The following is a 23,067-nucleotide window of genomic DNA, read 5'->3' as shown; positions in this document are numbered from 1 at the left end:
TGGTAAAGCATCAATATGGTTTCCTACGGGGGCGGTGCCAACAGCACCGCCCTTTTGATTGGCCTGCACCAGCACCGTATCCCGGTGGACCTGATCCTCTTTGCGGATACCGGGGCGGAGCATCCCCACACCTATGCCTACCTGGACATCATGGACCGCTGGCTGAAGGACCACGGGATGCCGCCCATCACCAGAGTGTATAAGACCACGCGGGACGGAAAGCGGCTAACCTTGGAACAGGAGTGTTTGCAGAGCGGCACCCTGCCTTCTATGGCCTATGGCTTCAAGCGGTGTTCCCTGAAACACAAGATCGGGCCGCAGGAAAAGTTCTGCAACCGCTACCCGCCCTGCCGCAAGGTCTGGGCGGCTGGAAAGCGGGTGGTGAAGTTCATTGGATACGACGCCGGCGAGAGCTATCGCAGCGACAAGGTGCTGCTGGGCGACCTGGCCGACCCAAAATACAGCAAGTGGTATCCCCTGATGGAATGGGGATGGGACCGGGCAGCGTGTATGCAGGCCATTGAAAATGCGGGTCTGCCCCAGCCGGGCAAATCCTCCTGCTTCTTCTGCCCCAGCATGAGGGCGGAGGAGATCATCCACCTGCGGGACCACCACCCGGACCTGTTCCGAAGGGCCATCGCCCTGGAGGACAACGCCCGCCCCAATTTGAAAACGGTCCAGGGCCTGGGCCGTAACTATTCATGGAAAGAACGATATCATCCAGCACCACCACCGCGTCATAGGAGGCGCCCTTCTTTTCAGACCACATCCCCTTGACGGAGGTGCGGCCCTTTTTCAGCAGGTCGCCGGCCATTTTCTTGGTCAGTTCCTTTTTGCGGGAGGTCCAGAAGCGGTCATCCTTCCACAGCACAAACTGGCAGGAGCGGTCGGAGCAGTAAAAATTCTTCTTGCCCTCATACACCGGCTTGCCGCAGCGGGGACAGAGACCCACGGTCTCACGCTCCGGGGCAAACAGCTTCTGGCCCTCCTCGGAAATGTGGGAGTAGTTTTTCACAAGCTCCCGCGTCATTTCAGAAATTCCCGCCATAAATGAAACGGGGTCCGCCTCGCCCCTGGCAATGCCGGTCAGCTTCTGTTCCCACTCCGCCGTGAGCATGGGGGAGGTCAGGGTATCCGGCAGGACGGTGACCAGGTTGATCCCCGCCTTGGTGGGAATAAGGCTTTTGCCCTTGCGCTCCACAAATCCGGCCGCCACCAGCTTCTCCAGGATCGCCGCCCTGGTAGCCGGGGTGCCCAAGCCGCGCCGTTCCGCATCCTCCGGGATGTCCTCCTTGCCGGCGTTCTCCATGGCCGACAGGAGGGTGTCCTCCGTGTGCACCTTGGGCGGAGTGGTGAAGTGTTCGGTGACAGAGGCCTCCACCTGGTCAAAGGTCTGCCCCTCGGTGAAGTCCGGCAGGGCGGCGGGTTCCGCCTCGTCCTCCGGCTCCTCTTTCAGGGAAGCGCGGAAAATGCGGTCAATGTCCTTCCACCCCAGGGACAGCACATGGCGGCCCTTGGCGGTGAAGGTCTGCCCGCCGCAGGTAAAGGTCGCCGTGACAGTCTCGTACACAAAGGGCTCCGCAACCACGCACAGCAGCTCCCGGCACACCAGCAGAAGGATATTGCGCTCGCCCACGGGCAGAGCGGACAAGTCAGCCTTCTCCAGCTCCAGGGTGGGGATGATGGCGTGGTGGTCGGATACCTTCCCATCGTTCACCAGCAGGGACACATCCGGGAAGAACTCCCCGCACCCGTCAAAGGGCGGCACCTTGGCCGCCAGGTGGAGGACCGCCGCAGCGGTCTCCGCCATGTCGGCGGTCAAATACCGGCTGTCCGTCCGGGGATAGGTCAGCAGCTTCTTCTCGTACAGCGATTGCGCGTAGTCCAGCGTCTGCTTGGCCGTGTAGCCGAACAGGCGGTTGGCCTCCCGCTGGAGGGTGGTCAGGTCGTAGAGCTTGGGCGGCGCCTCTTTCTTCTGTTCGCGGGTGACGGAGGTGCAGACCGCCGGACCATCGGCGCAGGCCGCCCGCAGAGTCTCCGCCTCCTCCGGGGAAGTGATCCGCTCGCTGACCGCCTCGGTCCCGTCCAGGGCAAGGCGCACATGGTGGTACTTCTCCTTTTTGAAGCTGGTGACCTTCCAGTCCCGGTCTACCAGCATGGCAAGGGTGGGCGTCTGCACCCGCCCCACATTCAGGGTGCGGTGGTAGAGGACGGAGAACAGCCGTGTGGCGTTGATCCCGATGAGCCAGTCCGCTTTCTGGCGGCAGAGGGCAGACTGATACAGCGGATCATACTCCGCGCCGGGGCGCAGGTCGGCAAAGCCCTCCCGGATGGCCGTGTCCTCCATTGAGGAGATCCATAGCCGGGAGAAGGGCTTGGTGCAGCCCGCCATCTCATAGACCAGACGGAAAATGAGCTCCCCCTCCCGCCCGGCGTCGCAGGCGTTGACCAGTTCGGTGACATCGGGGCGTTCCATGAGGCGTTTCAAGTTCTGGAAGGCGTCCTCCTTGCCCTTCACCAGCACATAGCGGAAGGGCTCCGGCAGAATGGGCAGGTCATCATACCGCCATTTCTTGTAGCCGGGGTCATATCCCGCCGCGTCCATCGGGGACACCAGATGGCCCACGCACCAGGAAACGATGAACCCATTCCCCTCAAAACAGCCGCCGGCCCTGGATGTGACACCCAGGGCCGACGCGATGGATTTTGCAACACTCGGTTTCTCGCAGATCACCAGCTTCATTTCGTTTCCTCCGTTTCTTCTTCCTGTTCCGGTTCGTCCTCGTTGATGTAGTCCTCCTCGTCCTCAAAATCATAGTCGTCCGGGTCCGCGCTGGCTTTGGCCGCCTGCTTGGGCTTGATGAACTTGATGTAGGCGAAGGCTCCGCCGCCGCCCAGCACCAACAGCACCAGGACCAGCGCCAGGGCGCCGCCACCGCCGGACTCCTCCTCCGGCTCCGGTTCGGGTTCAGCCTCCGGCTCCACGCCGGCGCACTCGCTCATGTTGACAGAGCAGACCGGGCAGGAAGTGTTCACCGCCCCGGCCTGGCACTTCTCGGCACAGGTGCAGACCGCGGGTTCCTCCTCCTGGGTCTCCCCATCCTCGATTAAGGCCATAAGGTCAGCTTCATCCACCTGGTTGAGGAAGTGAACGGTCTGCGCCCCTTCATCATCCCGGTCGATGATGAGATAAAAAACATTCCCGCTTTTTGTCTCCGCCGTGATGAACTGCTTGCCGGAGGCGGTCCCGCCGATGTCATCCACAAGGGAGAGGTTCCCGTCCGGGGTCAGGGCAGCGCCTGTCCCATCCGACAGGCCGGAAGTGAACAGCTCCAGGAGCGAGGAAAGCTCCGCCCCATCCAGGGAGAGGGAGAAGGCGCCCGTGTCCGTGATGGTCAGGTAATCGGAATGGACATAGCCCTCACGCTCCGGCAGAAGCACTTTGACCCATTCGCCCTCGGTGCCGATGACCTCCACCTGCGCCCCGTTGGGAAGCTGGGTAAATGCGTCGTTTTCCAGTCCCGCGCCGGTGCGGACATTCAGGTTTCCCCCGCAGGTGGTCACAGTCCCGATCTGCTGGGTCTCCAATCCCTCCGCGTCAGGGGTGAACTGGATACCCTCCTCGGTGACCGTGACAGTCCCCAGACCGCCCAGCAGCTCGGCAAGCTGGTCCAGGGCATCACCGTCGGCCTGCGTATCATTGTTGCCAGCAGTATCTTCATCATCGGTCACAGTGACCTCCGGGGACTCGGCATCCCACGTGGGAGCGGCCTCTGTCCCGGCCGTTTCCGTGTAGTAGGGTTCGCCATCCCCGCCGCCGGCGAAGGCGGGGACAGCAAAGGCCGTGGCACAGAGCGCCACGGCCAGAGCCGCCGTAAACAGGCGGATGATCTTCTTATTCTTCATACTCGGTATCCTCCATCTCATTCTCGCCGGGGTCCGCCGCGGCCTCCGCCTCCATCATGCCCTCCGGCAGGGTGATGAGGCCGCTGGCGTAGGCCTTCAGGAAGGCCGTCAGCTCCCGGTTGTCCATCTTCACCGCCTTGACCATGCGGACGATCTCCAGGTTCTCCTCCTCGGTGAGCTGGGCCTCCAGGGCGCGGAGGCGCTTCTGCTGCTCGGAGATTTTCTCCTTGGTCTTTTCAATGTCACGGCGGATCTTCTCAACAGTTGCCATGTGTGCAAAACTCCTTTCCATACCGGCGGGAAGTATGTCCGCTTCAAGCTGGAGTTCCCCAAACGGAAGGAGGGCGTGAATGGCAAAAAGTAAATCTGATATTTCCCTGAATGATCTGAAAGCAATGCTGCCCCAGGAGGGGAGCATTGCGGAGCAGGAGGCGGCACTTCGGGCTTTGACCACCCTTTCTCAGGAGGACCGGAACCTTCTGGCTGCTGTGCAGGAGTCTCCCTATCGTCTGACCACGCTGGAGCAATTTCGGGAGTTCCCCGCCAATACCGAGTATTTCATCCTGGAGTCCCGTGTCAATAAACTGGATACGCTGGGATGGCGCTATCTGTTTGAGCATACAGATATAGTTTTCCCGGATGAGTTGCTGAAGGCCATTGATCCCGTTCCTTTTGGCAAATACGCCATGCAGGAGGAACAGGGCTGTTTTACCAGCAGGGGCTATTTAACGCTGTCCGGGGACGAGTGGCAGCATGACCGCCCCCAGGAGAAGCAGACGGACCGGAAACCCTCCATCAAGGAACGGCTGGAGCAGAGCAAGCAGGAGTGCATGGGAAAAAACAAGGCGCCGGCGCCCCACAAGGGGAAGTCCGAGCCGGAATTGTAAGGAGGTGCGTATATGCCCCATTATGAATATGACAAGGACTATCCTTTCGCCGCCTTCATCACCAACCTGGGCAAGTACAACGAGGGCTCCCTGGTGGGTGAATGGGTGAAGTTCCCCACCACGGCGGAGGAGCTGCAAAAGGTGTTTGAGCGGATCGGCATTGGCTCCAAGGACGACTTCGGGCAGCCCTATGAGGAGTGGTTCATCACTGACTATGACTGCTATGTGGACGGCCTCTACGACAAGCTGGGCGAGTATGAGAACCTGGACGAGCTCAACTACCTGGCCTCCAAACTGGACGAGATGAGCCAGGGCGAGTACGAACAGTTCCAGGCGGCTATGGAGATTGGAGACCATTCCGGCAGCTTGCAGGAGATCATCAACCTGACCGAGAACCTGGACTGCTACGACATTTACCCCGACATCCACGACCACGACGACCTGGGCCGGTATTACATCGAGGAGCTGGACGCCATGCAGGTGCCGGAGCACCTGCGGAACTACATCGACTATGAGGCCTACGGCCGGGACGTCGCCCTGGAGGAGGGCGGCGAGTTCACCGACCTGGGGTATGTGCGGGATACCGGGAGCAGCTTCCATGAGTATTACGACGGGGAGCATGGCAGCATTCCGGAGGAATACCGGGTGATGACCTTCCAGGACGATATTCCCGAAGAAGAAATTTCGGAATGGGCAATGGACATTGCCTACGATATGGACGAGTTTTTTCGCCAGCACGACCCGCAGTACGCCGCCGAGCACCCGGAGGAACATGCGGCGAGGGAGGAAATTTACGAAAACCTGATGGCCGGCCGCATTTCCGCCCTGGATGAGAAACTGGCCGCCCTGGGGCAGACCCAGGAGGACTATCTGCCTTCCGAGATCGAGAAGTTCAAGGACGCCACCGGGTATGAGGAATTTCTTGACTTTGATCCGGCTGTAATCAAAGCGGCACTGGAGGACCCGGACAAGTCCCATGTGGACGAGATGCTGGCCTTTGCAGAGCAGGCGGGCCGGGAGTATGAGGCGGAGCTGTCCGGGCAGACTCCGGCGCCCTCCCCAGATGACCGGGAGACCGGCGAAACGGTACGGACCCCCAGGGGGACCTTTTATGTGACGGATATGAGCCGGGAGCAGATGGAGGCGGCCGGGTACGGTTTCCACCATCAGTCTGACGATGGGAAGTATCTCATCATGGGCAATGGTTCCCGCTCCTTCGCCATCCGAAACGAGGAGACCCAAGAGCACGCCGCCCCGGAGAAGATGACCGTCCTGGTGGTGGAACCGATGAAGGAGCCCTATGTGAAGGAGATCGCCCCCGGCCTCCATTCGTTACAGGCAGAAGTGGGCGGCGATATTGCCGCCACTTATCCCTTCTCCGACCCGGTGGGGCTGGTCTGTAACGATGAGGGCAAGCTCATCGGTTTGGAGCTGAACCGGGGCCTGCGGGATGAGCATGGGGAGATTTACGATATTATGGCCGGCACCTTCCTGGTGGTGGGGTTGAGTGAGGACAGTTTCACCTCCCTGACCCCGGAGCAGGTGCAGAAATACACGGAACACTTCAAGCAGCCGGAGCAGTTCATCAGTCTGAACGGGCAGATCGTCGCCCTGCCGGTGGAGCCGGAGAACCCGCTCCGCACCGCAGAGATGACCCTGGAGGATGACTACGGGATGATTGACGGGGTGCTGAACAACGGCCGCAGGGGTGAGGAGCTGGAGAAGGCCCAGGGTGAGGTGCGCAGGACCACGCCGGAGAAGAAGCCCTCCATCCGGGAACGACTGGCGGAGGCGAAAAAGGAGTGCAGCGAGCGCAAGCCCCCGGACAAGGCCCACCAGAAGAAGCCCCCGGAGCACGACCTATGAGCCGGAGCAAGAAGTGGCGGCTGGAATGGGCTTTCTTCCTGGGGGAGAACGGCCGCCGCAAGTACAACAAGGTCTGCAAGGGCTGTGTCCATCCCTGCAAGCAGAGCTTCCGGGCAGTTCTTATCTCCTGCCCTCATTACCAGTCCACACGCTCGAAAAAGTGCAGAGATAAGGGTTGAAAATAGGACGGAAAATCGCCTGTGGCGGCTTTTTCGGGAGTAGCCTTTATGATTTCCCATGTGGGCGTGCCCCTCCGATTTGAGGGGTGCAAAGCCCCGGTTTTGAACACTTTTTCATAGCAGAGCGGGAGTGCCGCCTTCGGTTTGAGCCGAGGGTGACGCTCCCGCTTCTTTTTTGTTCTCTCTTTTTCTTTCAATCAGGATCGGACAGGATAGGAAGGATATTCGCCGTAGCAGGCGCTGTGGGAATGTGAGTAAACGGTCACGCTTGCGGAGCTGTGGGAAACGATGTTTGCGGGCTGTGGGAAAGCCGGCGGCTTTTCCATCGGGCCGTGAATGTCTGTTTTCCATCGGCGGAGCGGCCGTTTTCCACATTTCCATAGTGCGGTTATCCCACGATCAGGCGGTAGATGGTGAGGGGCACATACCACGCCGCCACCAGCAGGCGCCATACCAGGACGAAGCCCCCGATGAGGCCGCCGATGATGAAGTTCAGCACGAACAGCGCGGCACCGCCGCCCAGGGAGCCGCCGCCCGGCACGATCCAGACGCACATCCGATGGATGCCGAAGGGCAGGCCGCAGAGTATCCAGAGCCAGAGAAGATCCAGCTCTCCATTCCTGATGCAGGCGGATTTGAAAATGCAGTACAGCAGCCCGGCGATGGCGACGGGCAAAACTGCCTTCTTGAAAAATTCCTTGATGGCCTCGGTTCTCGTCATTGGCGGCACCTCCATTCCTGCCTCCATTATACCGGGAAAATTGAAACGCGCCCAGGGGTTTTTGAAAAGTCTGGTAAAGGCATACAACTGCCGCTATTCCAGCTCGTTATTTCGCTGTCTCTGCGGTTCGGCCTCCCGCGGCTTTTCCAGCAGGGCCTCCACATTCTGGCGGAGGGTGTCGTACTCCCGTTCCTCCCGCTGGACCTTCCTATATTCCGATTGCAGGGCGGTCCTTCTGGCGGTGAGCTCGTCCATCTCGGCCCGGAGACGCTGGGTGGCAGGCAGGGGTACGGCGTCCAGGCGTTTCAGTTCTCTTGCCGCCGCCTCAAACAGGATGATCTCCCCCTCATGCCCCCGCAGGAATTTCTCCTTGTCCCTGGACTGGCGGTATTGGTCATACAGGGGACGGAGCTGGCGGTAGGTGGCAGCGTGCTTCATGGTGAGGGTCAGCCGCTCCATTTCCTTCTCCGTTGCCCGGAGGTCTGCCTTCACCTTGGCGGTAGCGGCCGCCGCCCCGTCGCAACGCTCGGACAGCTCCTCATAGCTGGAGATCCCGTGTTCGGTCAGGAAGTTCAGCGTTTCAGCGGCCCGCTTCAAATTCTCGATGGTCGCCCAGTGTTTGTAGCCGGCACTCTGCTGGGCTTTGAGATTGTTCTGGATGTCAATGAGCAGGCTGGGCTTCCCGGTGCGCTGTTTCGGCTGGCGGGAGGGCCTGGGCCTTTCGGCGATCCGGGCGGTCAGTGCCTCGTCGGCATAATCAGCGCCCAGGGTTTTCAGTCGGGTGAACCTCTCCTGGCCCGGAGCCCTGGCGGATATGTACTTGCCCCGTTTCAGCTCGTACCCTTCCCGCTGGAGGCGGCGGAGCAGGTCCTCCAGGTCAGAGCAGCCGGGCAGGAGCCGGTCGATGGCGGCGCGCAGCTTCGCCTTGTAGCTGGTGCCGTTCTGTTCCGCCTGATGCTCGATGTAGCTCTTGCCCTTGTCCCGGCCGGGGACGATGACAGACAGGCCGTGTTCTTTGCAGATCCGGTCACTGGTGCGGCGGATGAAGTGATAGCTCCGCTTATTGGAGTGATAGTGCTTGTGGTCCTGAAAGCTGACCGCATTGAAAATCAGGTGGTTATGAACGTGGTCTTTGTCTATGTGGGTGGTGAGGACAAATTCATATTTGCCGCCCAGGACCTCCCGCGCCAGCTCCATACCGATCCGGTGGGCCTCCTCTGGCGTGACCTCCCCAGGTTCAAACGCCTGGATGAGGTGCCGGCCCAGGTTCGTGCCCTTGTCGATGGCATGGCGGCGGGTCCAGGCAAATTCGATGTCGGCGGTCTCTGCGGAGCAGCCGAAGGAGGACACCAGCAGCTTACCGTCCGTCTTGTCGGGATTGCAGATATAGTCAATGGCCGCTTTCAGCGTTGACTTAATAGGATGCGTCTTTGTAACTGCCATATCTGGTCCATCCTCTCCCGGATCTCCTCCATGTCGGCCTGGTAGGCCGGGCCGCCGGCGTTCAACCGCTTGGCGATCTGGTTGATGTTCCGGCCGATGGCAGAGAGGGCGCGGGTCATCTCCTTGATGTCGGTGGTGTCCACCTGGATGATGTACCCATCAATCGCCATCTTGCGGAGATAAGCGCCGATCCGCTTTGTATGGAGCTGGCCCATCTTCTGTTCTATCAGGGCCCGTTCCTCTGCTGTCACCGGGCAGCGCAGGACGATGGGCCGTTTGCGGTTTGCCATAGTGTATGCCTCCGTTTCCTCATAAGGGTCTGGGACTATCCCAGCAAGCAATTTTTGTGTTTAGGGGCAAGGGGTTCCCTAAACCGAAAATTCGCAAGTGTGGCTACACTTGCTGTGCTTGCTATCGTTTCTCTCTCCGTACCTAAGTAATCCGAAACTCCTGCCTTTGGCAACCATGAAAGCAAAGAAAAACGCTACAAACGGTATCCGTTCATAGCGTTTTCTAATCATTATTCAGTTGCACTAACCGCATCATTTTTCTTCCTCCGCTCTGGCATCCAAGATGGCCTGAGCGGTGGCAATGACGATTTTCAGTTCAGTTTCGGTCATTCCATCGAGCAAGGGATCAAGCTGCCTGCGTGCCGTGGACTTACTCTCTGTCGTATCCTCAAAGAGAAGCTGATCTACGGAGATATGATAACGGGTCACCAGTTCAAAGAAAATCTGGAGACTCGGATGCTGCCCTTTATTTTCGATATTGGCAAGATAGCGGGGCGACAGAAACATTTCATTCCCGACTTTGTTGCGGGACTCCTTCTGCTCGTTTCTTGCCGATTTAATTGCCTTTCCAAAAGGCGTAAAATCATATTTTTGTACTGGTCTTTTTTCCATATTGATTCACCCTATTACATTCTACTGTTCACCTTTCTTTCTGAATATGTCTATACAGTTCGCATAGTTAGCCTATATAATTCCTTGTTTGTTTACAATAGGTGCCTTGAAGTATTCGCTTGACCGTATATAATTAAAGCAACAGATATAAAAGCGGGAGGATTGAACCGTATGGAATATATCTCTTGCCCCGAAGCCGCAAAGAAATGGGGTATTTCTGAAAGACGGGTACAAAAGTTTTGCGAAGATGGCCGCATCCCTGGCGTTATAAAGTTTGGCCGTATGTGGATGATTCCTAAAAATGCAGAAAAGCCATCCGATCCTCGCCGGAAAAAATGAAGGTCATTATTCTTAGGACATTTCTGCAACATTTCAGTTTTAAGATAAGTGATACAGCCGAAAAAGAGAGGAAGTGAACGCATGAGAAAGATACTGATTGTGGAGGACGATACCCTACTGAACCGGACTCTGGGTTATAACCTGGCGTCTGATGGATATGAAATCACAGCGGCCTATAACCACAAGGATGCTGTTTTCCATTTGAAAGAAACCGAGTTTGATGTTGCGCTCCTGGACATCAATTTGCCGGATGGCAGCGGTCTTGATCTTTGCGAAGAAATCCGGGGGCGCGGCCAGCACACCTACATTATTTTCATCACCGCCAACGACAAGGAAAGCGATATGCTCAAAGGCTATGAAGCAGGCGGCGCGGACTATGTGACGAAACCTTTTTCGGTGACGGTGCTGTGCAGGAAGGTGGCGGCGGTCTTTGCCAATCTGGAACTGCGCACGCCCCGGCACGATCTGTTTGACGATGGCTTTTTGAAAATCGACTTTTCCGAGCAGCGGGCGTCCCTTGCCGGGGAGCCGCTGGACTTCACCCCGAAGGAATACCGCACCTTGTTCCTGTTCGTGAAGAACCCCCGGATTATCCTGACCAAGCGGCAGATTTTAGAGAAGCTGTGGGACATTGACGGGGATTTTGTGGACGAGCATACCCTGACCACCATCATCAGCCGTATCCGCAAAAAAATCGAAACAGACGAGCATAAGTATATCAAGACAGCTTACGGCATGGGCTATCAGTGGATCGGTGGTGAACCAAAATGAAAATAGAAAACCTGTCCATGAAAAAGTTTCTGTGGCTTATTACTGGTGGCCTTCTGGCAACCTCTTTTCTGGTGCTGCTCTGTCTGTTTTTGGTCACGAAAAACCTACGGGTGGTTTTGTACGGCGGGTTGCTGACCGCTGTGTTTCTGGTATGGGGCGGGATTTTCCTGCACTACTTTCAAAAGAAGCTGACCCTGTTCACCGATAGCCTGTGCCGGACGCTGGATGACATGATGGACAGCGCCGCACGGCCAGAAATGGACTATGAAGCGGAAACGCTGCTGGCGAGAATCAGCCACCGCCTGGAACGGCTCTACAACATCATGCAGAAAGACCGAAATACGGTGGCAAAAGAAAAGGCCGATCTACAATCTCTGTTATCGGATATTTCCCACCAGACCAAGACCCCCATTGCCAATCTGAAAATGCTCAATGAAACCATGCTGACCCGTCCGATTTCGGAGGAACAGCGGCGGGAGTTTTTGCAGGCAACCGGCAGCCAGCTTGACAAGCTGGACTTTCTGATTCAGGCAATGGTGAAAACTTCCCGGCTGGAGGCTGGTGTGATTACGCTGGAGAAAAAGGACGCTTTAATAGAGGAAACTTTGGTGTACGCCATCAACGGGATTTTGGCTCCAATGGAGAAAAAAGGTATTGAGCTGACCGTGGATTGCCCAGAGGGGCTGACCATTTCCCATGATAGCCGCTGGACTTCCGAGGCCCTGTTCAATCTGCTGGACAATGCGGTGAAGTACACGCCTGCTGGTGGCAGCATCCATGTGTCCGTTCAGAATTGGGAAATGTACTGGAAAATTGATGTGACTGACACGGGCCGGGGCATCCCGGAACGAGAGCAGGCCACGATCTTCAAGCGATTTTACCGGGAAGAAGCGGTGCATGAGGTGGACGGAATCGGCATTGGTCTATATCTGGCCCGTGAGATCATTACCATGCAGGGCGGGTATATTCTGGTGACTTCCGAGGTTGGGAAAGGTTCCACCTTTTCGGTGTTCTTGCCACAAGAGTAATCAAGCGGCGGCCTGTGCGGGCTGCCGCTTTTTCAAAAAATTATCACAGCATGGATTTTAGGACATTTCTGCAACATTTGGGAGGTAGGCTTTTCTCAAACAATGAGAGGAGGAAGTTACATGGCTATTACAAGGACATTGATTCTCAATGCGGTCCTGCTCTGCCTGCCACCTATGATTATCCTGGGCGTTTTCAAATTCTTCTTTGTCCGGCATATTCGATGGGCAGCCGGAGTAGTGGCATTGATTGATGTTGTTATCTTTCAGACACAGCTATTTTATTATGAGAGCATCTGGCTTGTGCTGTTCTTTTTGGTGATTCAACTGGCAATTACCGGCTTGCTTTCCGTTCGGCTTTACAAAAAATACTATCAAAAATGAAATGTCCTAAAATTGAAGCAATTCAGTCCAAAACCAGAGGGCGTTTAGGACATTTCTGTAACAATTCAGCTTTAGACTACTCTTATCAAAAAACAGAAAGGCGGTATTCATATGAGTATCTTGCAGACCAATGATCTGAAAAAATATTACGGTACTGAGCCGAACATTACCCGCGCTCTGGACGGTGTGACCTTCTCCGTAGAGGAAGGAGAGTTTGTAGCGGTGGTGGGTACATCCGGTTCCGGCAAATCCACCCTGCTGCACATGATGGGCGGTCTGGATACTCCCACTTCCGGCAGCGTGGTGGTTCGGGACAAGGAACTGGCCAAGATGAACGACGAGCAGCTTACCATCTTCCGCCGCCGCAACATTGGGTTTGTGTTCCAAAACTACAATCTGGTGCCGATTCTGAATGTGCATGAGAACATTGTTCTGCCTGTGGAACTGGATGGCGACACCGTGGATCAGAAATTCATGGTTGAGGTCGTGAAGATGCTGGGCCTTCAGGACAAACTCCAGAATATGCCCAACAACCTTTCCGGCGGCCAGCAGCAGCGCGTGGCGATTGCCCGCGCCCTGGTATCCAAACCGGCCATTGTCCTGGCTGATGAACCCACTGGCAACCTGGACAGCAAGACCAGCGCCGACGTGCTGGGCCTGCTTCAGCGCACCAGCCGGGAGTTCAACCAAACGCTTGTGATGATTACCCATAACAACGAGATTGCCCAGCTTGCCGACCGTATTGTGCGCATTGAGGACGGAAAAATCAAGGCGTAAGGAGGTGGAGGATATGACATTACCATTTGAAAATGATACGCGCAGAATAATACATGGTCTTGCGAAAGCTGATCTGAAAACACACAAATTAAAAACATTTTTAACTGCAACCATTATCGTTCTGGCCACCTGTCTGATGGCAACTATTTTTTCGGTTTTAGTGAATGATGCGTTGGATCAAGCGAATCAGGCTCCATACCATGCTATGTATCGGGCAGTAAACGAAGATACCAAAACCACACTCCAATCGGATAAAGATTTTGAAGCCGTAGGCATCTACAAATCTTTTGGAAATCAGGTTGACCGTGATGGTCGTACCGATCTGGCATATATGGACGAACAGGCGCTGGCCTTTATGGGGTTCCGGCTTGTAGATGGCGTAATCCCGGACAGTGAAAATGAGGTGCTTGTGTCCGAAACCTACTTAAAGAATCGTGCTTTGTCGGTGGGAGATACTTTCCGGTTTGCTTATGTTGACAGCTTGACCAATGAAGAAAGAGAAGAAGAATTTACTGTATGTGGTACGATTCAAAACAAGGAACAAGAACGTGGAGAGCAGTTTTATGTTGTAACATCAAACAGTTTCCAAATGAAATATGCCCAACAATACAGTCAAATAACTTCGGATTTCAGCACAGAAACCGCTGCCACGGTTGATGTACTTGTTTTACTCAATTCGGATTATTCCAGTACAGGTTCCGATACCCAAAAAGACTTTTTGAAAAGCAAAGGCGAGTCTGCAGGCATCCCCAGCTTTGATGTTATCATAAATGAGAGTTACATTGATGGAGTTTACTTTGATGGAACTGTGATCGCTGCTGTCATCTTTTTCACCATATTCTTGATGTTTGCCAGCAGCTTTGTGATATACAGCATTTTTTATATTTCCATCGTAAATTCCATGCCAATGTATGCCCAACTGATCTCATTGGGCACAACACAAAAGCAACTGCGCCGGTTCTTAAATACGCAAGGCAATATGTTGGCAGTGAGATTTATACCGCTTGGAGCATTGATTTCTATTTTGCTCATTGTCTTAATCTCTGGAGTACAATGGCTTCTGTATGATGCTCTCATTACTTTATTTGCGATCCTGCTGATTTATGTCGTTATTAAATTTGCACTGAGGAAACCTGCAAAACTTTTGGCAAATGCTTCACCCATTGAAGCTATGAAATTCAGGGATGGGGAAACCGCTGGTTCTCACAAGGCACTAAAACAAATTACCCCTGATTCGTTAGCAAAAAGCAATCTGTACACAAATCGGAAGAAAAATCGAATGTCAATTATTTCGCTAAGTATCAGCGGAACATTGATGATTGCATTAGCCATTTTTGTGTCCTCTATCAATCTTCCGGCAATGATACGGCAAAGCTATCCTATGGATGAAGATTTTCAAATTGGTATTCAAATGGACAATTTCTACGAACGTTTCCCGACAATTATTCAGAACAATCCATTATCCGATGAACTGATGGGACAAATCACAGATATTCCTGGTGTCCAGAAAATCATTCTTGACGAGTGTGTTATGGGCCGTTTGGTTGAATCGGCTGTAAATTATACCTCGCTCGAAGATAACTTGGAACTGCTGAATAGCTTGTCACCAGAACTGATCGCCAATGTCAGCGAAATCGTAAGTGGAACTGTTAGCTATGATGATTTAGGTACGAATGAAATTGTAATCAATAAATACCGCACAGATCGAAGTGAACTCAACTATGGAGATTTGCAAGTTGGAGATTCGTTGACATTCCGTTTTGAAGTCGGTGGACAGACCATAGAAGAAACATTTACTGTTGCAGGTATTGCCTATTTCCCCTCGACGGGATTATTCTATTGCACTCAAGAAGCAATCGAACAGATTTCCCCGTATAATAATACAACACATATCTCTATCTTTTGTGATAAAAACTATACGGAGTCTGTAAAAGACAGACTGGCATCTCTTATCAGCGGAAATCCGAATTTACGGCTCAAAGTATATTCGGAAGAATATTCTATGATTGCAGGGTTTATCAATGTAACAATGAGTAGTCTATATGCTATATCTGCCTTTGTCGTGATATTCGGATTGCTCAATATGATAAATATGCTGATTAACAGCGCAATCATCCGCAAACGGGAGTTTGCTTTGCTACAAGCTGTTGGGATGACAAACCGGCAACTGCGAAAAATGCTCTACCGGGAGGGTATGAGTGTCAGTATCAAGTCGGCACTATTGGCAGCGGCTTTTGGTATTACGATTGGTGGACTTCTGTGCTATTTGGCAAATAAGGTAATGGCTCTGAAATTCGTTATCTTTGCCATTGATCCGTTACCTGTTCTCTTGTTTGCTGCTGTACTGATTGGGTTACAGATTCTTGTCAGCTATTGCATCTGTCGTTCAATCGAAAAAACAAGTCTGATTGAAAATCTGAGGGCAGAATAAACACTGCCTTTCAAGAAGAAAACTGGTCGGGACAGAGATTGCTTGTCCCGACCAGTTTTTGCTATTTGTAAACTTTCTTTAACCATATTGTCTTTTTGCTCGCTTTGTGTTATAGTGTTATATATAATAGCATAACAGTTAAAACAGCAAGAAGGTGAGATGGATTGAAACTAATTATTTCAAATGTATCAGGCGTACCCATCTACGAGCAAATTAAGCAGCAGGTCAAGGCGGCAATCCTATCTGGCGAACTGAAAGAGGACGAAGCCTTACCTTCTCTTCGAACACTGGCAAAAGATTTGAAAATCAGTGTCCTAACCGTTACAAGGGCCTATACAGAATTAGAGCAAGAGGGATTTGTCAAAAATGTTCAGGGACGCGGCTGCTTTGTCATGGGCCGTGGCTCTGAACTAATGAGAGAGCAGCTTATCTGCAAAGTAGAAAATGGGCTGACCGATGCAATCAAGGCGGCAAGAATAGCAAATCTTCCAAACGAGGAACTGCACCGTCTTTTAGATATTTTATTGGAGGCGAATACAGATGACTAACTATTTAGAGGTGAAAAACCTGTCGAAATCCTTTGACAGTTTCCAGCTTCACAATATCAGCTTCACCTTGCCGAAGGGATATATTATGGGGCTGATCGGGCCAAACGGCTCCGGCAAGACAACCACCATCAAACTCATTCTGAATATGCTCAAGCGCAACGGCGGCGAAATCAAGATCATGGGGCTGGATAATGTCGCTGACGAGCAGAAAGCAAAAGCGGAACTCGGTGTTGTATTTGATACCAACTATTTCAGCGATGATTGGCAGGTAACACAGGTAGAAAAATCTATCTCCGTTTTCTACCCCAACTGGAAGTCGGAGCGGTTTGCCGAGATGCTGCGGAAGTTCCACATCGCTCCCACCAAGAAAGTGAAAGAACTCTCAAAGGGTATGCAGATGAAGTTGATGCTGGCCTGTGCGTTCTCTTACGACGCAAAGCTGCTGATCCTGGACGAACCCACCAGCGGCCTCGATCCGGTTTCCAGAGATGAACTGCTTCAAATTCTCTCGGAATATATCGAGGACGGAGAACACAGTGTACTGTTCTCTACCCATATCACCGGCGATTTGGAACGCGCTGCTGACTATATCACTTATATCAGCTATGGAGAATTGTTTTTCAGCGGCAGCAAGGATGAATTTGTCGATATGTTCCGCATTGTCAAGGGAGGAACAGAAGAACTGTCTGCTGACCTGAAGGAAAAAGCTGTCGGTGTCCGCACATTCTCTACGGGCTTTGAGGCCCTGGTCAAGACCGAAGATACGGTCGCTTTTTCCTCTTTGAGTATTGAACCGGCGACCATTGATGAAATCGTTGTATTCACGAGCAAGAAAGGTGACGATTATGAGTAATACATTAAAAGCAACAAAATTAGACTTTTCGCTGGTAAAGCCCTATATCAAGGTGATCGGTTTTACCATGCTTCTTCCTATCGCTTTTGCGGCCATTAACCGTTCCATCCTGACCGGCGTTTCCTTTGCCATGTGCTTTATCGCCATGACCACAGGATACACTTTCTCTGTAACGGAGAAAAACAGCATGGAGCGTTTGTATGGGATTTTACCCATCAAGAAAAGCGAAATGGTAACAGGCCGGTATCTCTTTGTTCTTGCGCTGGGCGCGATGGCTCTGGTGGTTTCTCTTATCACACAGCCGATTGTGCTGCGGGCAATGGGTGAAAGTGTTGGAGCATTTGATATGATTAGTGCAGCCATCGGCGGTTTATTCCTGTTTGCCCTTTATACCGTATTTCAAATTCCGGGCTATTACAAATATGGAGCCATCAAAGGCCGTGTGTTCATGTATATTCCTGTGGCTGGATTTTTGGCGACCTTGTTTTTCCTGCCCAAGATGCCCGCAGACAATCCCTTTGTGACTACGGTTGTAAGTTCCCCGGTACTGCTGATCGGCCTTGTGCTTGTACTCGTTGTTGTCATGTACGCTGTGTCGATCTGGTTCTCCATTCGGATTATGGAAAATAAAGAAATGTGAGGTGAGCAATATGGATTTTACAATTTTAGCGGTAGTTCTTCTGATTGGTGTCGGTATTCCTGTCCGCAACAAGCTGATCCGAAAATATCGGGAAGAAAAGAAGCAAAAAGATAAGGATCGGGATGCAAAATGACCGATATGGAGAAAGCCGAGTTCATCCGCTGTCCCATTTGTGGAAATAAAACACGGGACAAAATTCGGGAGGATACCATCCTAAAAAACTTCCCTCTCTTTTGTCCCAAATGCAAAAGTGAGTGTCTAATTGACATTGAACAATTTCATATAACCGTTATCAAAGCGCCAGACGCACAGCCGCAGAGCCGATAACTCACAAGATCCGATTCACTTGTGATTATCGGCTTTTTTGAATGTTCTGTGCCATATACCTGACTATTTTGGCGCAACCATGTTCCTGCTCAAACGGATTATTTTGCGGTCTGAAATGCAATGAATTTAGAATTGCTACAAAAGTGAAGCAATTCGGGCTGTTTTTTTGTCGAAAGAAGTGGGCGTTAGGACAATTCTGCAACAATTCGATTTTACAGTATTGATAAAGCCAAATATATAATCTATCTGCCCGGCGGCAGAAAAGAAAAAAACGTCGCTGGGCAGACCAATTTCTATGCTCAAAATATAATTTTAGCGGCGGTTTTGAGAAATCAAGGCCGCCGCTTCTTTCTGTCCAAAGGCTAACGACGACCCTATACCTTGCAATTTGGCACGGCGGCAATAGGAGGATGCCGCCATGTGCTACAAAGCCTTTCGACATAAAACGACAAGAGCCATCTTGTCAAAAAAAGTCTGTTTCCATTATCGAGATATTCCGGCCATGAAGATGAACAGTTAAATCATGTAAATACTTCTGTCAATTCCTTTGCGCCTGTCCGCATTTTGCGGATGGGCGCTTTTTGTTGTTTATGTGGGCCTTCGTCACCTGACGGAGCCTTTCATAAAAATTTCTTTCCTTTCCAGGTTGCCAAAATCGCAAGTCTTGGATTACTGAGGCGAAAGGGAGGAAATCACCACCCCGCACCTGTGCGGCGCGAAGGGAGGTGAGAATATGAAAGACTCCCATGAGCAACGCATTCAAAATCAATTTGGCGCCTTCTGCGTCAGGGTTTTGAAGAATGAGGCCCGGCATATCCAACGTGACTATGCCAGCCTTCTGGACCAGGAAAAGCCTTTGGACGAGCTGACAGCCTCCGAGCTGGAGCAGACCGCCGTGTGGGACGATTACTTTATGGACGAGCATGTCTTTGAAGTATTGGGACTTCCGGTAGTCGTAACCGGCAATGTCCTGGCCGATGCGTTAGCGCAGTTGCCGGAGGGTAAACGGGATGTGATCCTGCTGTCCTACTTCCTGGGTATGACGGACCGGGAAATCAGCGAAAAGCTGCATATCGTCCATCAGACCGTATCCAAACGGCGGCTCGTTACGCTGAAAGAACTGTACGAATATCTGGTAAAGGAGGGATTTGAATGGCCGGACATGTAAAGCCCATTCCGGTGCCTGTGATTCTGGCAGCCGTGAACGGTGACGAAAATGCTCTTGCTGCTGTCGTCGCTCATTATCAGAAGTACATTCGGGCTCTTGCCACCAGACCGGTGAGGGACGAGTACGGTAACGAATACCTGTATGTGGACGAAGATATGCGGCTCAGACTGGAAACAAAGCTGATACATAGTATCGTGACGAGTTTCAAGGTGCTGCCGGTCTAAAGTTGTTCGGGGTAAGTTTCGCTCCCTTTCCTTGCCCCTGACGATCCGGCAGCGGAGTCCATGATCCTTGACAAAGAAAGCCTTCGGGCAGCATAAGGCAGACGGATACGATCTGTCTGTGTGGAGCCGGTCGGCCGGTGCGCCAAGACCCTGTTGCAAGTCCGCAGGACGGGACCCCTACTAAACAGGCGAGCGACAAAACCAGGCCGCAAAACAGGTGTGGCAGCCTGTGGGCGAGGATGCACAGGCAGGATAATGAGACTCCCGCGTTGAACGCCCTCAAAGCATTGCGCGGCGCACCCATCAGCATGGGCCGGGGTGAGATTCCCGTGGAGCTGCGGCCAGCAGCCGTCCGTTTTTTGCCTCTTTTATGGTTTTAATGAAATGGCATGAAAGGGGCCTTATTATGCAGAAAATTCAATCTGAAAATAAATATGCCCCGCCTATGCGGAGCAAAAAGAAGATCGGCAACACGACCTTTATCGTCAATTCCTTTTTCCCTCAAACGGGAAATCAGACGATAGCCTCCAAACTGGAGAACCTGATAAAAGCCGATATTCAGAAACAAACTGTGACTTGAAAACCTTCTAACAGGCAGACAGGGAAAAGAAAGCGCGGTATAATGAAGTTGGACTTCAATATCGTGTTTGACTGCCGGATAGGAGGTATTTATGTATTACCAGTCAAACACCGCTGCCGCGCTTCAATTCCCTTACACGGCTATGAGCTCCGAAGAACTTACAGCTTTGTATTGTCGCTTATCCCGTGACGATGAATTGCAGGGTGACAGCAATAGCATTGTAAACCAGAAAAAAATCCTGGAAAAGTATGCCCGTGAGCATGGATACAGTAATTTCAAATTCTATGTTGATGATGGCATCTCAGGTACGACCTTCAACCGCCCAGGCTTTCAGCAGATGATTGCAGACATTGAGGCTGGCCTTGTCAAGAGGGTCATCATCAAGGATATGTCACGTTTCGGACGTGATTATCTGCAAGTCGGCATGTATACGGAAATCATGTTTCCCGAACATGATATTCACTTTATTGCGGTGAATGATGGTGTGGACAGCACTCAGGGTGACAACGAGTTTACGCCCTTCCGCAATATCATCAATGAATGGTACGCCAAAGACACCAGCAAAAAAATCCGTGCCGTTATGAAAGTGAAAGGCAATGCAGGAGAACATTTGACTGTTTTGCCTCCGTATGGATACATGAAATCGTCTGATGACAAAAAGCAATGGGTGAAGGATGAAGAAGCCGCCCAGGTAGTTTATGAAATTGGTCTCTATATCATGGACGGATTGGGACCCTCGCAGATTGCAAGGAAACTGACGGAAAGAAAAATTCTTACTCCGGCTGCTTACTATGCGAGCAAGGGCAGAACAACCAATGTCACAAAGAAAGGTTCTCCTTACGCTTGGGATTCTTCTACGATTGCCGACATCATGGACCGTTGGCGTGAATACCTGGGGCACACAGTTAATTTCAAAACCCGTAAAAAATCCTACAAGAGTAAAAAGACCTTGCACAATCCAGAAAGCGAATGGAAGATTTTTGAGAATACCCACGAAGCTATCTGGACGGAGGCGATTGCCGATGCAGCAAGGCTCGCAAGGCAATCGCGGCGCCGCCCTACAAAGATGGGAGAAATGGGGATGTTCTCCGGCATGATGTTCTGTGCCGACTGCGGCTCCATCATGTACCAATGCAGGGCAACCAATTTCCGGCGCGATCAGGAATATTACCTGTGTTCCGGCTATCGGAAAAGCCGTGATGTATGTGGGCAGACACATTCTATCCGAACTGTTATCCTGGAAGAATTAGTTCTGCAAAATCTGCGCGAGATTGTTTCCTTCGCATCACAGCGCAAAGACGATTTTGTGAAGATGGTCATGGATGCGGATATGCGCCAGCGTAACCGAGGTTTGGCAAAACGGCAGAAAACATTGGCCGATGCCGAAAAGCGGATTGCAGAGCTGGACACCATTTTCAAACGGCTCTACGAGGATACTATTTCGGGAAAACTTTCTGACGAACGTTTCCAAAAGCTCTCCGCTGACTACGAGAAAGAACAGCATGAGCTTCAAGAGTTAGCGGCTGTCCTCCGTGGTGAAATCGAAGCAGAGGAACGCAAAAGTGCCAATGTGGAAAGGTTTCTCTCCGTTGTAGAACGGTATACGGAAATTCCTGAATTGACCCCATGTATCTTGCATGAGTTTGTCGAGAAGATTGTTGTCCATGCTGCCAGCGATCCGAAGGGCAAGAACCGCACTCAGGAAATTGACATCTACTATAAGGGCATTGGAGCTCTGGAAGTATCCAAAGTCACTTCATCAAGGCAAGAATGAGAAAAACGGCATAGCCGAAGCTATACCGTTTCTCTCTTGCCCCACGATGTTTTCTTATCGGGAGGCACCTTTTGCGCTTCGCTTTTTTGCTGCATGGGGGCCGGGCCGGGTCAGGCCTCCAGCCGTTTGAGGCGGCGGGGGCGGTGCCGGGCCAGAATGTCCACGGCGGCGGCCGGGTCAAAGGGGCGGCTGGTCTGCTGGGCCCATGCGGGCATGGAGTAGCTTTTGGCCGGGGCCTGTGCCGTGGGGGCCGCGTCCTCCCAGCGGCGGTGGCTCAGCCATTTGGCCGGGTGGGGGATGTACCGCCCGCCGCTTTCCTTCCATGGGGCGCTCTCGCACTGTGTGGCCAGCGCCGCCAGCATGGCGTTCACAAGGGTTTCACTGGGCCGCAGGGCCTTCCATGCCAGCAAAGCCGCCCGCTTATCCGCCTTGCGGGGATAGGCCTGCCAGAACCGCTCAAAGCCGTTTGGGGTAATGTTGGCCGGTTGGCTGGCGGTTTGCGCCGGGCCTGCCTGTGTTGCAGGTGCTGCCGGATCGGTGAAACAGGGGTTCGGTTTGCACTCAGTCTTTAGCGCAGCATTCCCGGATTTTTCAAAAAGGGGGGAGGGCGCACGCGCACCGCCGCGGGCGGTGTATGTGTGTTGGGAATCTTCTTGGGAATCTTTTTGGGTATCTTTTATTGCTCTTGCGGAATCGGCAGTTGAATGTTCCGGATTCGTTTTTTGCAAGTGACGATTCTGAAACATGGAAAGAGCGGATTCGCTGATTGCATACCACAAGGTGCGATCAAAGGCGAAACGGCCGAAGCGGCCTTCCAAAAGCGCCCCCTGCCGCACAAGGCTTTTTAACAGGCGGCGGATTTTGGGTACGCTCTAGAACGGAAAGTGTTCGGCCAGCTGGGCGGCGCTGGCGTACATCCAGCAGCGGCCTTCTTTTTTGCAGTCCGGGTTTGCCGCGTTTTTCTCGCACCAGAAGCGGATGTGCTCCAGCAGCACCGCCTCTTCCACGCCGTACCGGACGGCGGCGTTCACATCGAAGGAATAATACATTCTGACCCTCCTTTTTAGGTTAAAAATAAACCGGGAAAACAAAAACCGCCCCCCCGGCGCGCCTGATTAAAAAACAGGGCGCACCGGATGACGGTTTGCAAAAAGGCGGGGCCCGCTATCCGGCTCCGCCTTATCTTCTCAGTTTATATGGTAGCACAGGTCAAACCGGGCCTGCCAAGGGTCAAATGCCGGAAAAAAGCGGGCTTTCTAAGGGTCAAAATCGGGCTTTGGGCGGGCTTTTCGCGGCGGGGGAGGGGGCTGGCACAAAAAAGC

27 protein-coding genes and 3 pseudogenes are annotated in these 23,067 nt (G+C 52.8%); 20 read left to right on the top strand and 10 right to left on the bottom strand.

Annotated elements, in window-relative coordinates; all coding sequences use genetic code 11:
* Window positions 1-15: 15 nt before the first annotated feature.
* Window positions 16-711, top strand: a pseudogene (locus tag ACESYO_RS16470) (phosphoadenosine phosphosulfate reductase); the annotation flags it as partial.
* Here the strand turns inward: ACESYO_RS16470 and ACESYO_RS13215 are convergent.
* The 4 genes and pseudogenes from ACESYO_RS13215 to ACESYO_RS13200 form a co-directional block, all read right to left on the bottom strand.
* Window positions 593-2,743 carry a type IA DNA topoisomerase gene (locus ACESYO_RS13215; RefSeq protein ID WP_373210363.1) on the bottom strand — a complete coding sequence of 717 codons (2,151 nt, stop codon included), beginning with the start codon at window positions 2,741-2,743 and terminating at the stop codon, window positions 593-595. The pseudogene ACESYO_RS16470 and the gene ACESYO_RS13215 sit on opposite strands and share 119 nt — an antisense overlap.
* A pseudogene (locus tag ACESYO_RS13210) lies at window positions 2,740-3,294 on the bottom strand (DUF4366 domain-containing protein); the annotation flags it as partial. The pseudogene ACESYO_RS13210 and the gene ACESYO_RS13215, both read right to left, overlap by 4 nt.
* Window positions 3,295-3,405: 111 nt before the next feature.
* Window positions 3,406-3,906 (bottom strand): annotated as a pseudogene (locus ACESYO_RS13205) (SH3 domain-containing protein); the annotation flags it as partial.
* On the bottom strand, window positions 3,896-4,177 hold the full coding sequence (locus tag ACESYO_RS13200) for a DUF4315 family protein (RefSeq protein ID WP_071430338.1): 282 nt from the start codon (window positions 4,175-4,177) through the stop codon (window positions 3,896-3,898). The gene ACESYO_RS13200 and the pseudogene ACESYO_RS13205, both read right to left, overlap by 11 nt.
* 79 nt (window positions 4,178-4,256) lie before the next feature.
* Here ACESYO_RS13200 and ACESYO_RS13195 point away from each other — a divergent pair, with 79 nt between their 5' ends.
* From ACESYO_RS13195 to ACESYO_RS13185, 3 genes are read left to right on the top strand one after another with little or no spacing between them, the layout of a single operon-like run.
* Window positions 4,257-4,793, top strand: a complete 537-nt coding sequence (locus tag ACESYO_RS13195) for a hypothetical protein (protein WP_173827680.1) — start codon at window positions 4,257-4,259, stop codon at window positions 4,791-4,793.
* 12 nt (window positions 4,794-4,805) lie between these two features.
* Window positions 4,806-6,659 carry an antirestriction protein ArdA gene (locus ACESYO_RS13190; protein ID WP_373210365.1) on the top strand — a complete coding sequence of 618 codons (1,854 nt, stop codon included), beginning with the start codon at window positions 4,806-4,808 and terminating at the stop codon, window positions 6,657-6,659.
* Complete coding sequence (locus tag ACESYO_RS13185; protein ID WP_243282496.1) at window positions 6,656-6,838, top strand: hypothetical protein; 183 nt, start codon at window positions 6,656-6,658, stop codon at window positions 6,836-6,838. The genes ACESYO_RS13190 and ACESYO_RS13185 overlap by 4 nt, the downstream gene beginning before the upstream one ends.
* A 388-nt stretch (window positions 6,839-7,226) precedes the next feature.
* On the opposite strand, the gene ACESYO_RS13180 is transcribed toward ACESYO_RS13185, so the two are convergent.
* The 4 genes from ACESYO_RS13180 to ACESYO_RS13165 form a co-directional block, all read right to left on the bottom strand.
* Complete coding sequence (locus ACESYO_RS13180) at window positions 7,227-7,559, bottom strand: DUF6050 family protein (RefSeq protein ID WP_201309592.1); 333 nt, start codon at window positions 7,557-7,559, stop codon at window positions 7,227-7,229.
* A gap of 93 nt (window positions 7,560-7,652) precedes the next feature.
* Window positions 7,653-9,002, bottom strand: coding sequence for a relaxase/mobilization nuclease domain-containing protein (locus ACESYO_RS13175; protein WP_201309577.1), 1,350 nt, complete (start codon window positions 9,000-9,002; stop codon window positions 7,653-7,655).
* Complete coding sequence (locus ACESYO_RS13170; protein ID WP_373210367.1) at window positions 8,963-9,292, bottom strand: plasmid mobilization protein; 330 nt, start codon at window positions 9,290-9,292, stop codon at window positions 8,963-8,965. Before ACESYO_RS13170 ends, ACESYO_RS13175 begins: the two co-directional genes overlap by 40 nt.
* A 252-nt stretch (window positions 9,293-9,544) precedes the next feature.
* Window positions 9,545-9,904: a transcriptional regulator gene (locus ACESYO_RS13165; protein ID WP_373210368.1), complete on the bottom strand. Its 360-nt coding sequence runs from the start codon at window positions 9,902-9,904 to the stop codon at window positions 9,545-9,547.
* A gap of 171 nt (window positions 9,905-10,075) precedes the next feature.
* Between ACESYO_RS13165 and ACESYO_RS13160 the strand changes: the two genes are divergently transcribed.
* The 15 genes from ACESYO_RS13160 to ACESYO_RS13090 all read left to right on the top strand — a co-directional run bounded on the left by ACESYO_RS13160 (window position 10,076) and on the right by ACESYO_RS13090 (window position 21,745).
* The gene (locus ACESYO_RS13160) at window positions 10,076-10,243 is read left to right on the top strand and encodes a helix-turn-helix domain-containing protein (protein WP_373210370.1); all 168 of its coding nucleotides are present in this window, start codon (window positions 10,076-10,078) and stop codon (window positions 10,241-10,243) included.
* Between the two features lie 81 nt (window positions 10,244-10,324).
* Window positions 10,325-11,014 carry a response regulator transcription factor gene (locus tag ACESYO_RS13155; protein WP_373210371.1) on the top strand — a complete coding sequence of 230 codons (690 nt, stop codon included), beginning with the start codon at window positions 10,325-10,327 and terminating at the stop codon, window positions 11,012-11,014.
* Window positions 11,011-12,042, top strand: a complete 1,032-nt coding sequence (locus tag ACESYO_RS13150) for a sensor histidine kinase (RefSeq protein ID WP_373210373.1) — start codon at window positions 11,011-11,013, stop codon at window positions 12,040-12,042. The genes ACESYO_RS13155 and ACESYO_RS13150 overlap by 4 nt, the downstream gene beginning before the upstream one ends.
* Before the next feature lie 120 nt (window positions 12,043-12,162).
* Window positions 12,163-12,423 carry a hypothetical protein gene (locus tag ACESYO_RS13145; RefSeq protein WP_373210374.1) on the top strand — a complete coding sequence of 87 codons (261 nt, stop codon included), beginning with the start codon at window positions 12,163-12,165 and terminating at the stop codon, window positions 12,421-12,423.
* A 111-nt stretch (window positions 12,424-12,534) separates the two neighbouring features.
* Entirely contained in the window at window positions 12,535-13,200 is a 666-nt protein-coding gene (locus ACESYO_RS13140; protein WP_373210376.1) for an ABC transporter ATP-binding protein, read from the top strand.
* A 13-nt stretch (window positions 13,201-13,213) separates the two neighbouring features.
* Window positions 13,214-15,631, top strand: coding sequence for an FtsX-like permease family protein (locus tag ACESYO_RS13135; protein WP_373210378.1), 2,418 nt, complete (start codon window positions 13,214-13,216; stop codon window positions 15,629-15,631).
* A 164-nt stretch (window positions 15,632-15,795) separates the two neighbouring features.
* A complete protein-coding gene (locus ACESYO_RS13130) occupies window positions 15,796-16,179 on the top strand; it encodes a GntR family transcriptional regulator (RefSeq protein WP_087308502.1) in 384 nt (127 codons plus the stop codon).
* Window positions 16,172-17,032, top strand: coding sequence for an ABC transporter ATP-binding protein (locus ACESYO_RS13125; protein WP_373210380.1), 861 nt, complete (start codon window positions 16,172-16,174; stop codon window positions 17,030-17,032). Before ACESYO_RS13130 ends, ACESYO_RS13125 begins: the two co-directional genes overlap by 8 nt.
* A complete protein-coding gene (locus ACESYO_RS13120) occupies window positions 17,025-17,672 on the top strand; it encodes an ABC-2 transporter permease (protein WP_122790088.1) in 648 nt (215 codons plus the stop codon). The genes ACESYO_RS13125 and ACESYO_RS13120 overlap by 8 nt, the downstream gene beginning before the upstream one ends.
* Window positions 17,673-17,682: 10 nt before the next feature.
* Window positions 17,683-17,805 carry a hypothetical protein gene (locus tag ACESYO_RS13115; protein WP_016147279.1) on the top strand — a complete coding sequence of 41 codons (123 nt, stop codon included), beginning with the start codon at window positions 17,683-17,685 and terminating at the stop codon, window positions 17,803-17,805.
* A complete protein-coding gene (locus ACESYO_RS13110) occupies window positions 17,802-17,999 on the top strand; it encodes a cysteine-rich KTR domain-containing protein (protein WP_122790087.1) in 198 nt (65 codons plus the stop codon). Before ACESYO_RS13115 ends, ACESYO_RS13110 begins: the two co-directional genes overlap by 4 nt.
* A 733-nt stretch (window positions 18,000-18,732) precedes the next feature.
* Window positions 18,733-19,167: a sigma-70 family RNA polymerase sigma factor gene (locus ACESYO_RS13105; protein WP_373210382.1), complete on the top strand. Its 435-nt coding sequence runs from the start codon at window positions 18,733-18,735 to the stop codon at window positions 19,165-19,167.
* Window positions 19,152-19,391 (top strand): helix-turn-helix domain-containing protein, encoded by a 240-nt coding sequence (locus ACESYO_RS13100; RefSeq protein ID WP_122790084.1) that lies wholly within the window; start codon window positions 19,152-19,154, stop codon window positions 19,389-19,391. The genes ACESYO_RS13105 and ACESYO_RS13100 overlap by 16 nt, the downstream gene beginning before the upstream one ends.
* Window positions 19,392-19,797: 406 nt before the next feature.
* Entirely contained in the window at window positions 19,798-19,971 is a 174-nt protein-coding gene (locus tag ACESYO_RS13095; protein ID WP_164706713.1) for a transposon-encoded TnpW family protein, read from the top strand.
* Between the two features lie 91 nt (window positions 19,972-20,062).
* Complete coding sequence (locus ACESYO_RS13090; protein ID WP_243115207.1) at window positions 20,063-21,745, top strand: recombinase family protein; 1,683 nt, start codon at window positions 20,063-20,065, stop codon at window positions 21,743-21,745.
* A gap of 110 nt (window positions 21,746-21,855) precedes the next feature.
* Here the strand turns inward: ACESYO_RS13090 and ACESYO_RS13085 are convergent, their stop codons facing one another.
* Together ACESYO_RS13085 and ACESYO_RS13080 are read right to left on the bottom strand one after the other, a co-directional pair.
* The gene (locus ACESYO_RS13085; protein ID WP_373210383.1) at window positions 21,856-22,155 is read right to left on the bottom strand and encodes a hypothetical protein; all 300 of its coding nucleotides are present in this window, start codon (window positions 22,153-22,155) and stop codon (window positions 21,856-21,858) included.
* 462 nt (window positions 22,156-22,617) lie between these two features.
* Window positions 22,618-22,794 (bottom strand): hypothetical protein, encoded by a 177-nt coding sequence (locus ACESYO_RS13080; protein WP_373210384.1) that lies wholly within the window; start codon window positions 22,792-22,794, stop codon window positions 22,618-22,620.
* An 87-nt stretch (window positions 22,795-22,881) separates the two neighbouring features.
* Between ACESYO_RS13080 and ACESYO_RS13075 the strand changes: the two genes are divergently transcribed.
* Window positions 22,882-23,067: hypothetical protein (locus ACESYO_RS13075; RefSeq protein WP_373211294.1), on the top strand; the 186-nt coding region annotated here is incomplete at its 3' end.

Origin of the sequence: Allofournierella massiliensis (genome assembly GCF_964241245.1) — a bacterium.
Lineage (GTDB): Bacteria > Bacillota > Clostridia > Oscillospirales > Ruminococcaceae > Allofournierella > Allofournierella massiliensis.
Note: the sequence above shows the minus strand (reverse complement) of the source record. Positions and strands in the feature narration are given on the sequence as shown.

Excerpts from the sequence above, each read along its gene's own strand:
- ACESYO_RS13160 (WP_373210370.1), top strand. The coding sequence starts at position 10,076 with ATGGAATATATCTCTTGCCCCGAAGCCGCAAAGAAATGGGGTATTTCT.
- ACESYO_RS13185 (WP_243282496.1), top strand. The coding sequence starts at position 6,656 with ATGAGCCGGAGCAAGAAGTGGCGGCTGGAATGGGCTTTCTTCCTGGGG.
- ACESYO_RS13215 (WP_373210363.1), bottom strand. The coding sequence starts at position 2,743 with ATGAAGCTGGTGATCTGCGAGAAACCGAGTGTTGCAAAATCCATCGCG.
- ACESYO_RS13165 (WP_373210368.1), bottom strand. The coding sequence starts at position 9,904 with ATGGAAAAAAGACCAGTACAAAAATATGATTTTACGCCTTTTGGAAAG.
- ACESYO_RS13150 (WP_373210373.1), top strand. The coding sequence starts at position 11,011 with ATGAAAATAGAAAACCTGTCCATGAAAAAGTTTCTGTGGCTTATTACT.
- ACESYO_RS13090 (WP_243115207.1), top strand. The coding sequence starts at position 20,063 with ATGTATTACCAGTCAAACACCGCTGCCGCGCTTCAATTCCCTTACACG.
- ACESYO_RS13175 (WP_201309577.1), bottom strand. The coding sequence starts at position 9,002 with ATGGCAGTTACAAAGACGCATCCTATTAAGTCAACGCTGAAAGCGGCC.
- ACESYO_RS13190 (WP_373210365.1), top strand. The coding sequence starts at position 4,806 with ATGCCCCATTATGAATATGACAAGGACTATCCTTTCGCCGCCTTCATC.
- ACESYO_RS13200 (WP_071430338.1), bottom strand. The coding sequence starts at position 4,177 with ATGGCAACTGTTGAGAAGATCCGCCGTGACATTGAAAAGACCAAGGAG.
- ACESYO_RS13180 (WP_201309592.1), bottom strand. The coding sequence starts at position 7,559 with ATGACGAGAACCGAGGCCATCAAGGAATTTTTCAAGAAGGCAGTTTTG.
- ACESYO_RS13140 (WP_373210376.1), top strand. The coding sequence starts at position 12,535 with ATGAGTATCTTGCAGACCAATGATCTGAAAAAATATTACGGTACTGAG.
- ACESYO_RS13080 (WP_373210384.1), bottom strand. The coding sequence starts at position 22,794 with ATGTATTATTCCTTCGATGTGAACGCCGCCGTCCGGTACGGCGTGGAA.
- ACESYO_RS13120 (WP_122790088.1), top strand. The coding sequence starts at position 17,025 with ATGAGTAATACATTAAAAGCAACAAAATTAGACTTTTCGCTGGTAAAG.
- ACESYO_RS13170 (WP_373210367.1), bottom strand. The coding sequence starts at position 9,292 with ATGGCAAACCGCAAACGGCCCATCGTCCTGCGCTGCCCGGTGACAGCA.
- ACESYO_RS13125 (WP_373210380.1), top strand. The coding sequence starts at position 16,172 with ATGACTAACTATTTAGAGGTGAAAAACCTGTCGAAATCCTTTGACAGT.
- ACESYO_RS13195 (WP_173827680.1), top strand. The coding sequence starts at position 4,257 with ATGGCAAAAAGTAAATCTGATATTTCCCTGAATGATCTGAAAGCAATG.
- ACESYO_RS13095 (WP_164706713.1), top strand. The coding sequence starts at position 19,798 with ATGCAGAAAATTCAATCTGAAAATAAATATGCCCCGCCTATGCGGAGC.
- ACESYO_RS13100 (WP_122790084.1), top strand. The coding sequence starts at position 19,152 with ATGGCCGGACATGTAAAGCCCATTCCGGTGCCTGTGATTCTGGCAGCC.
- ACESYO_RS13135 (WP_373210378.1), top strand. The coding sequence starts at position 13,214 with ATGACATTACCATTTGAAAATGATACGCGCAGAATAATACATGGTCTT.
- ACESYO_RS13110 (WP_122790087.1), top strand. The coding sequence starts at position 17,802 with ATGACCGATATGGAGAAAGCCGAGTTCATCCGCTGTCCCATTTGTGGA.
- ACESYO_RS13105 (WP_373210382.1), top strand. The coding sequence starts at position 18,733 with ATGAAAGACTCCCATGAGCAACGCATTCAAAATCAATTTGGCGCCTTC.
- ACESYO_RS13145 (WP_373210374.1), top strand. The coding sequence starts at position 12,163 with ATGGCTATTACAAGGACATTGATTCTCAATGCGGTCCTGCTCTGCCTG.
- ACESYO_RS13115 (WP_016147279.1), top strand. The coding sequence starts at position 17,683 with ATGGATTTTACAATTTTAGCGGTAGTTCTTCTGATTGGTGTCGGTATT.
- ACESYO_RS13155 (WP_373210371.1), top strand. The coding sequence starts at position 10,325 with ATGAGAAAGATACTGATTGTGGAGGACGATACCCTACTGAACCGGACT.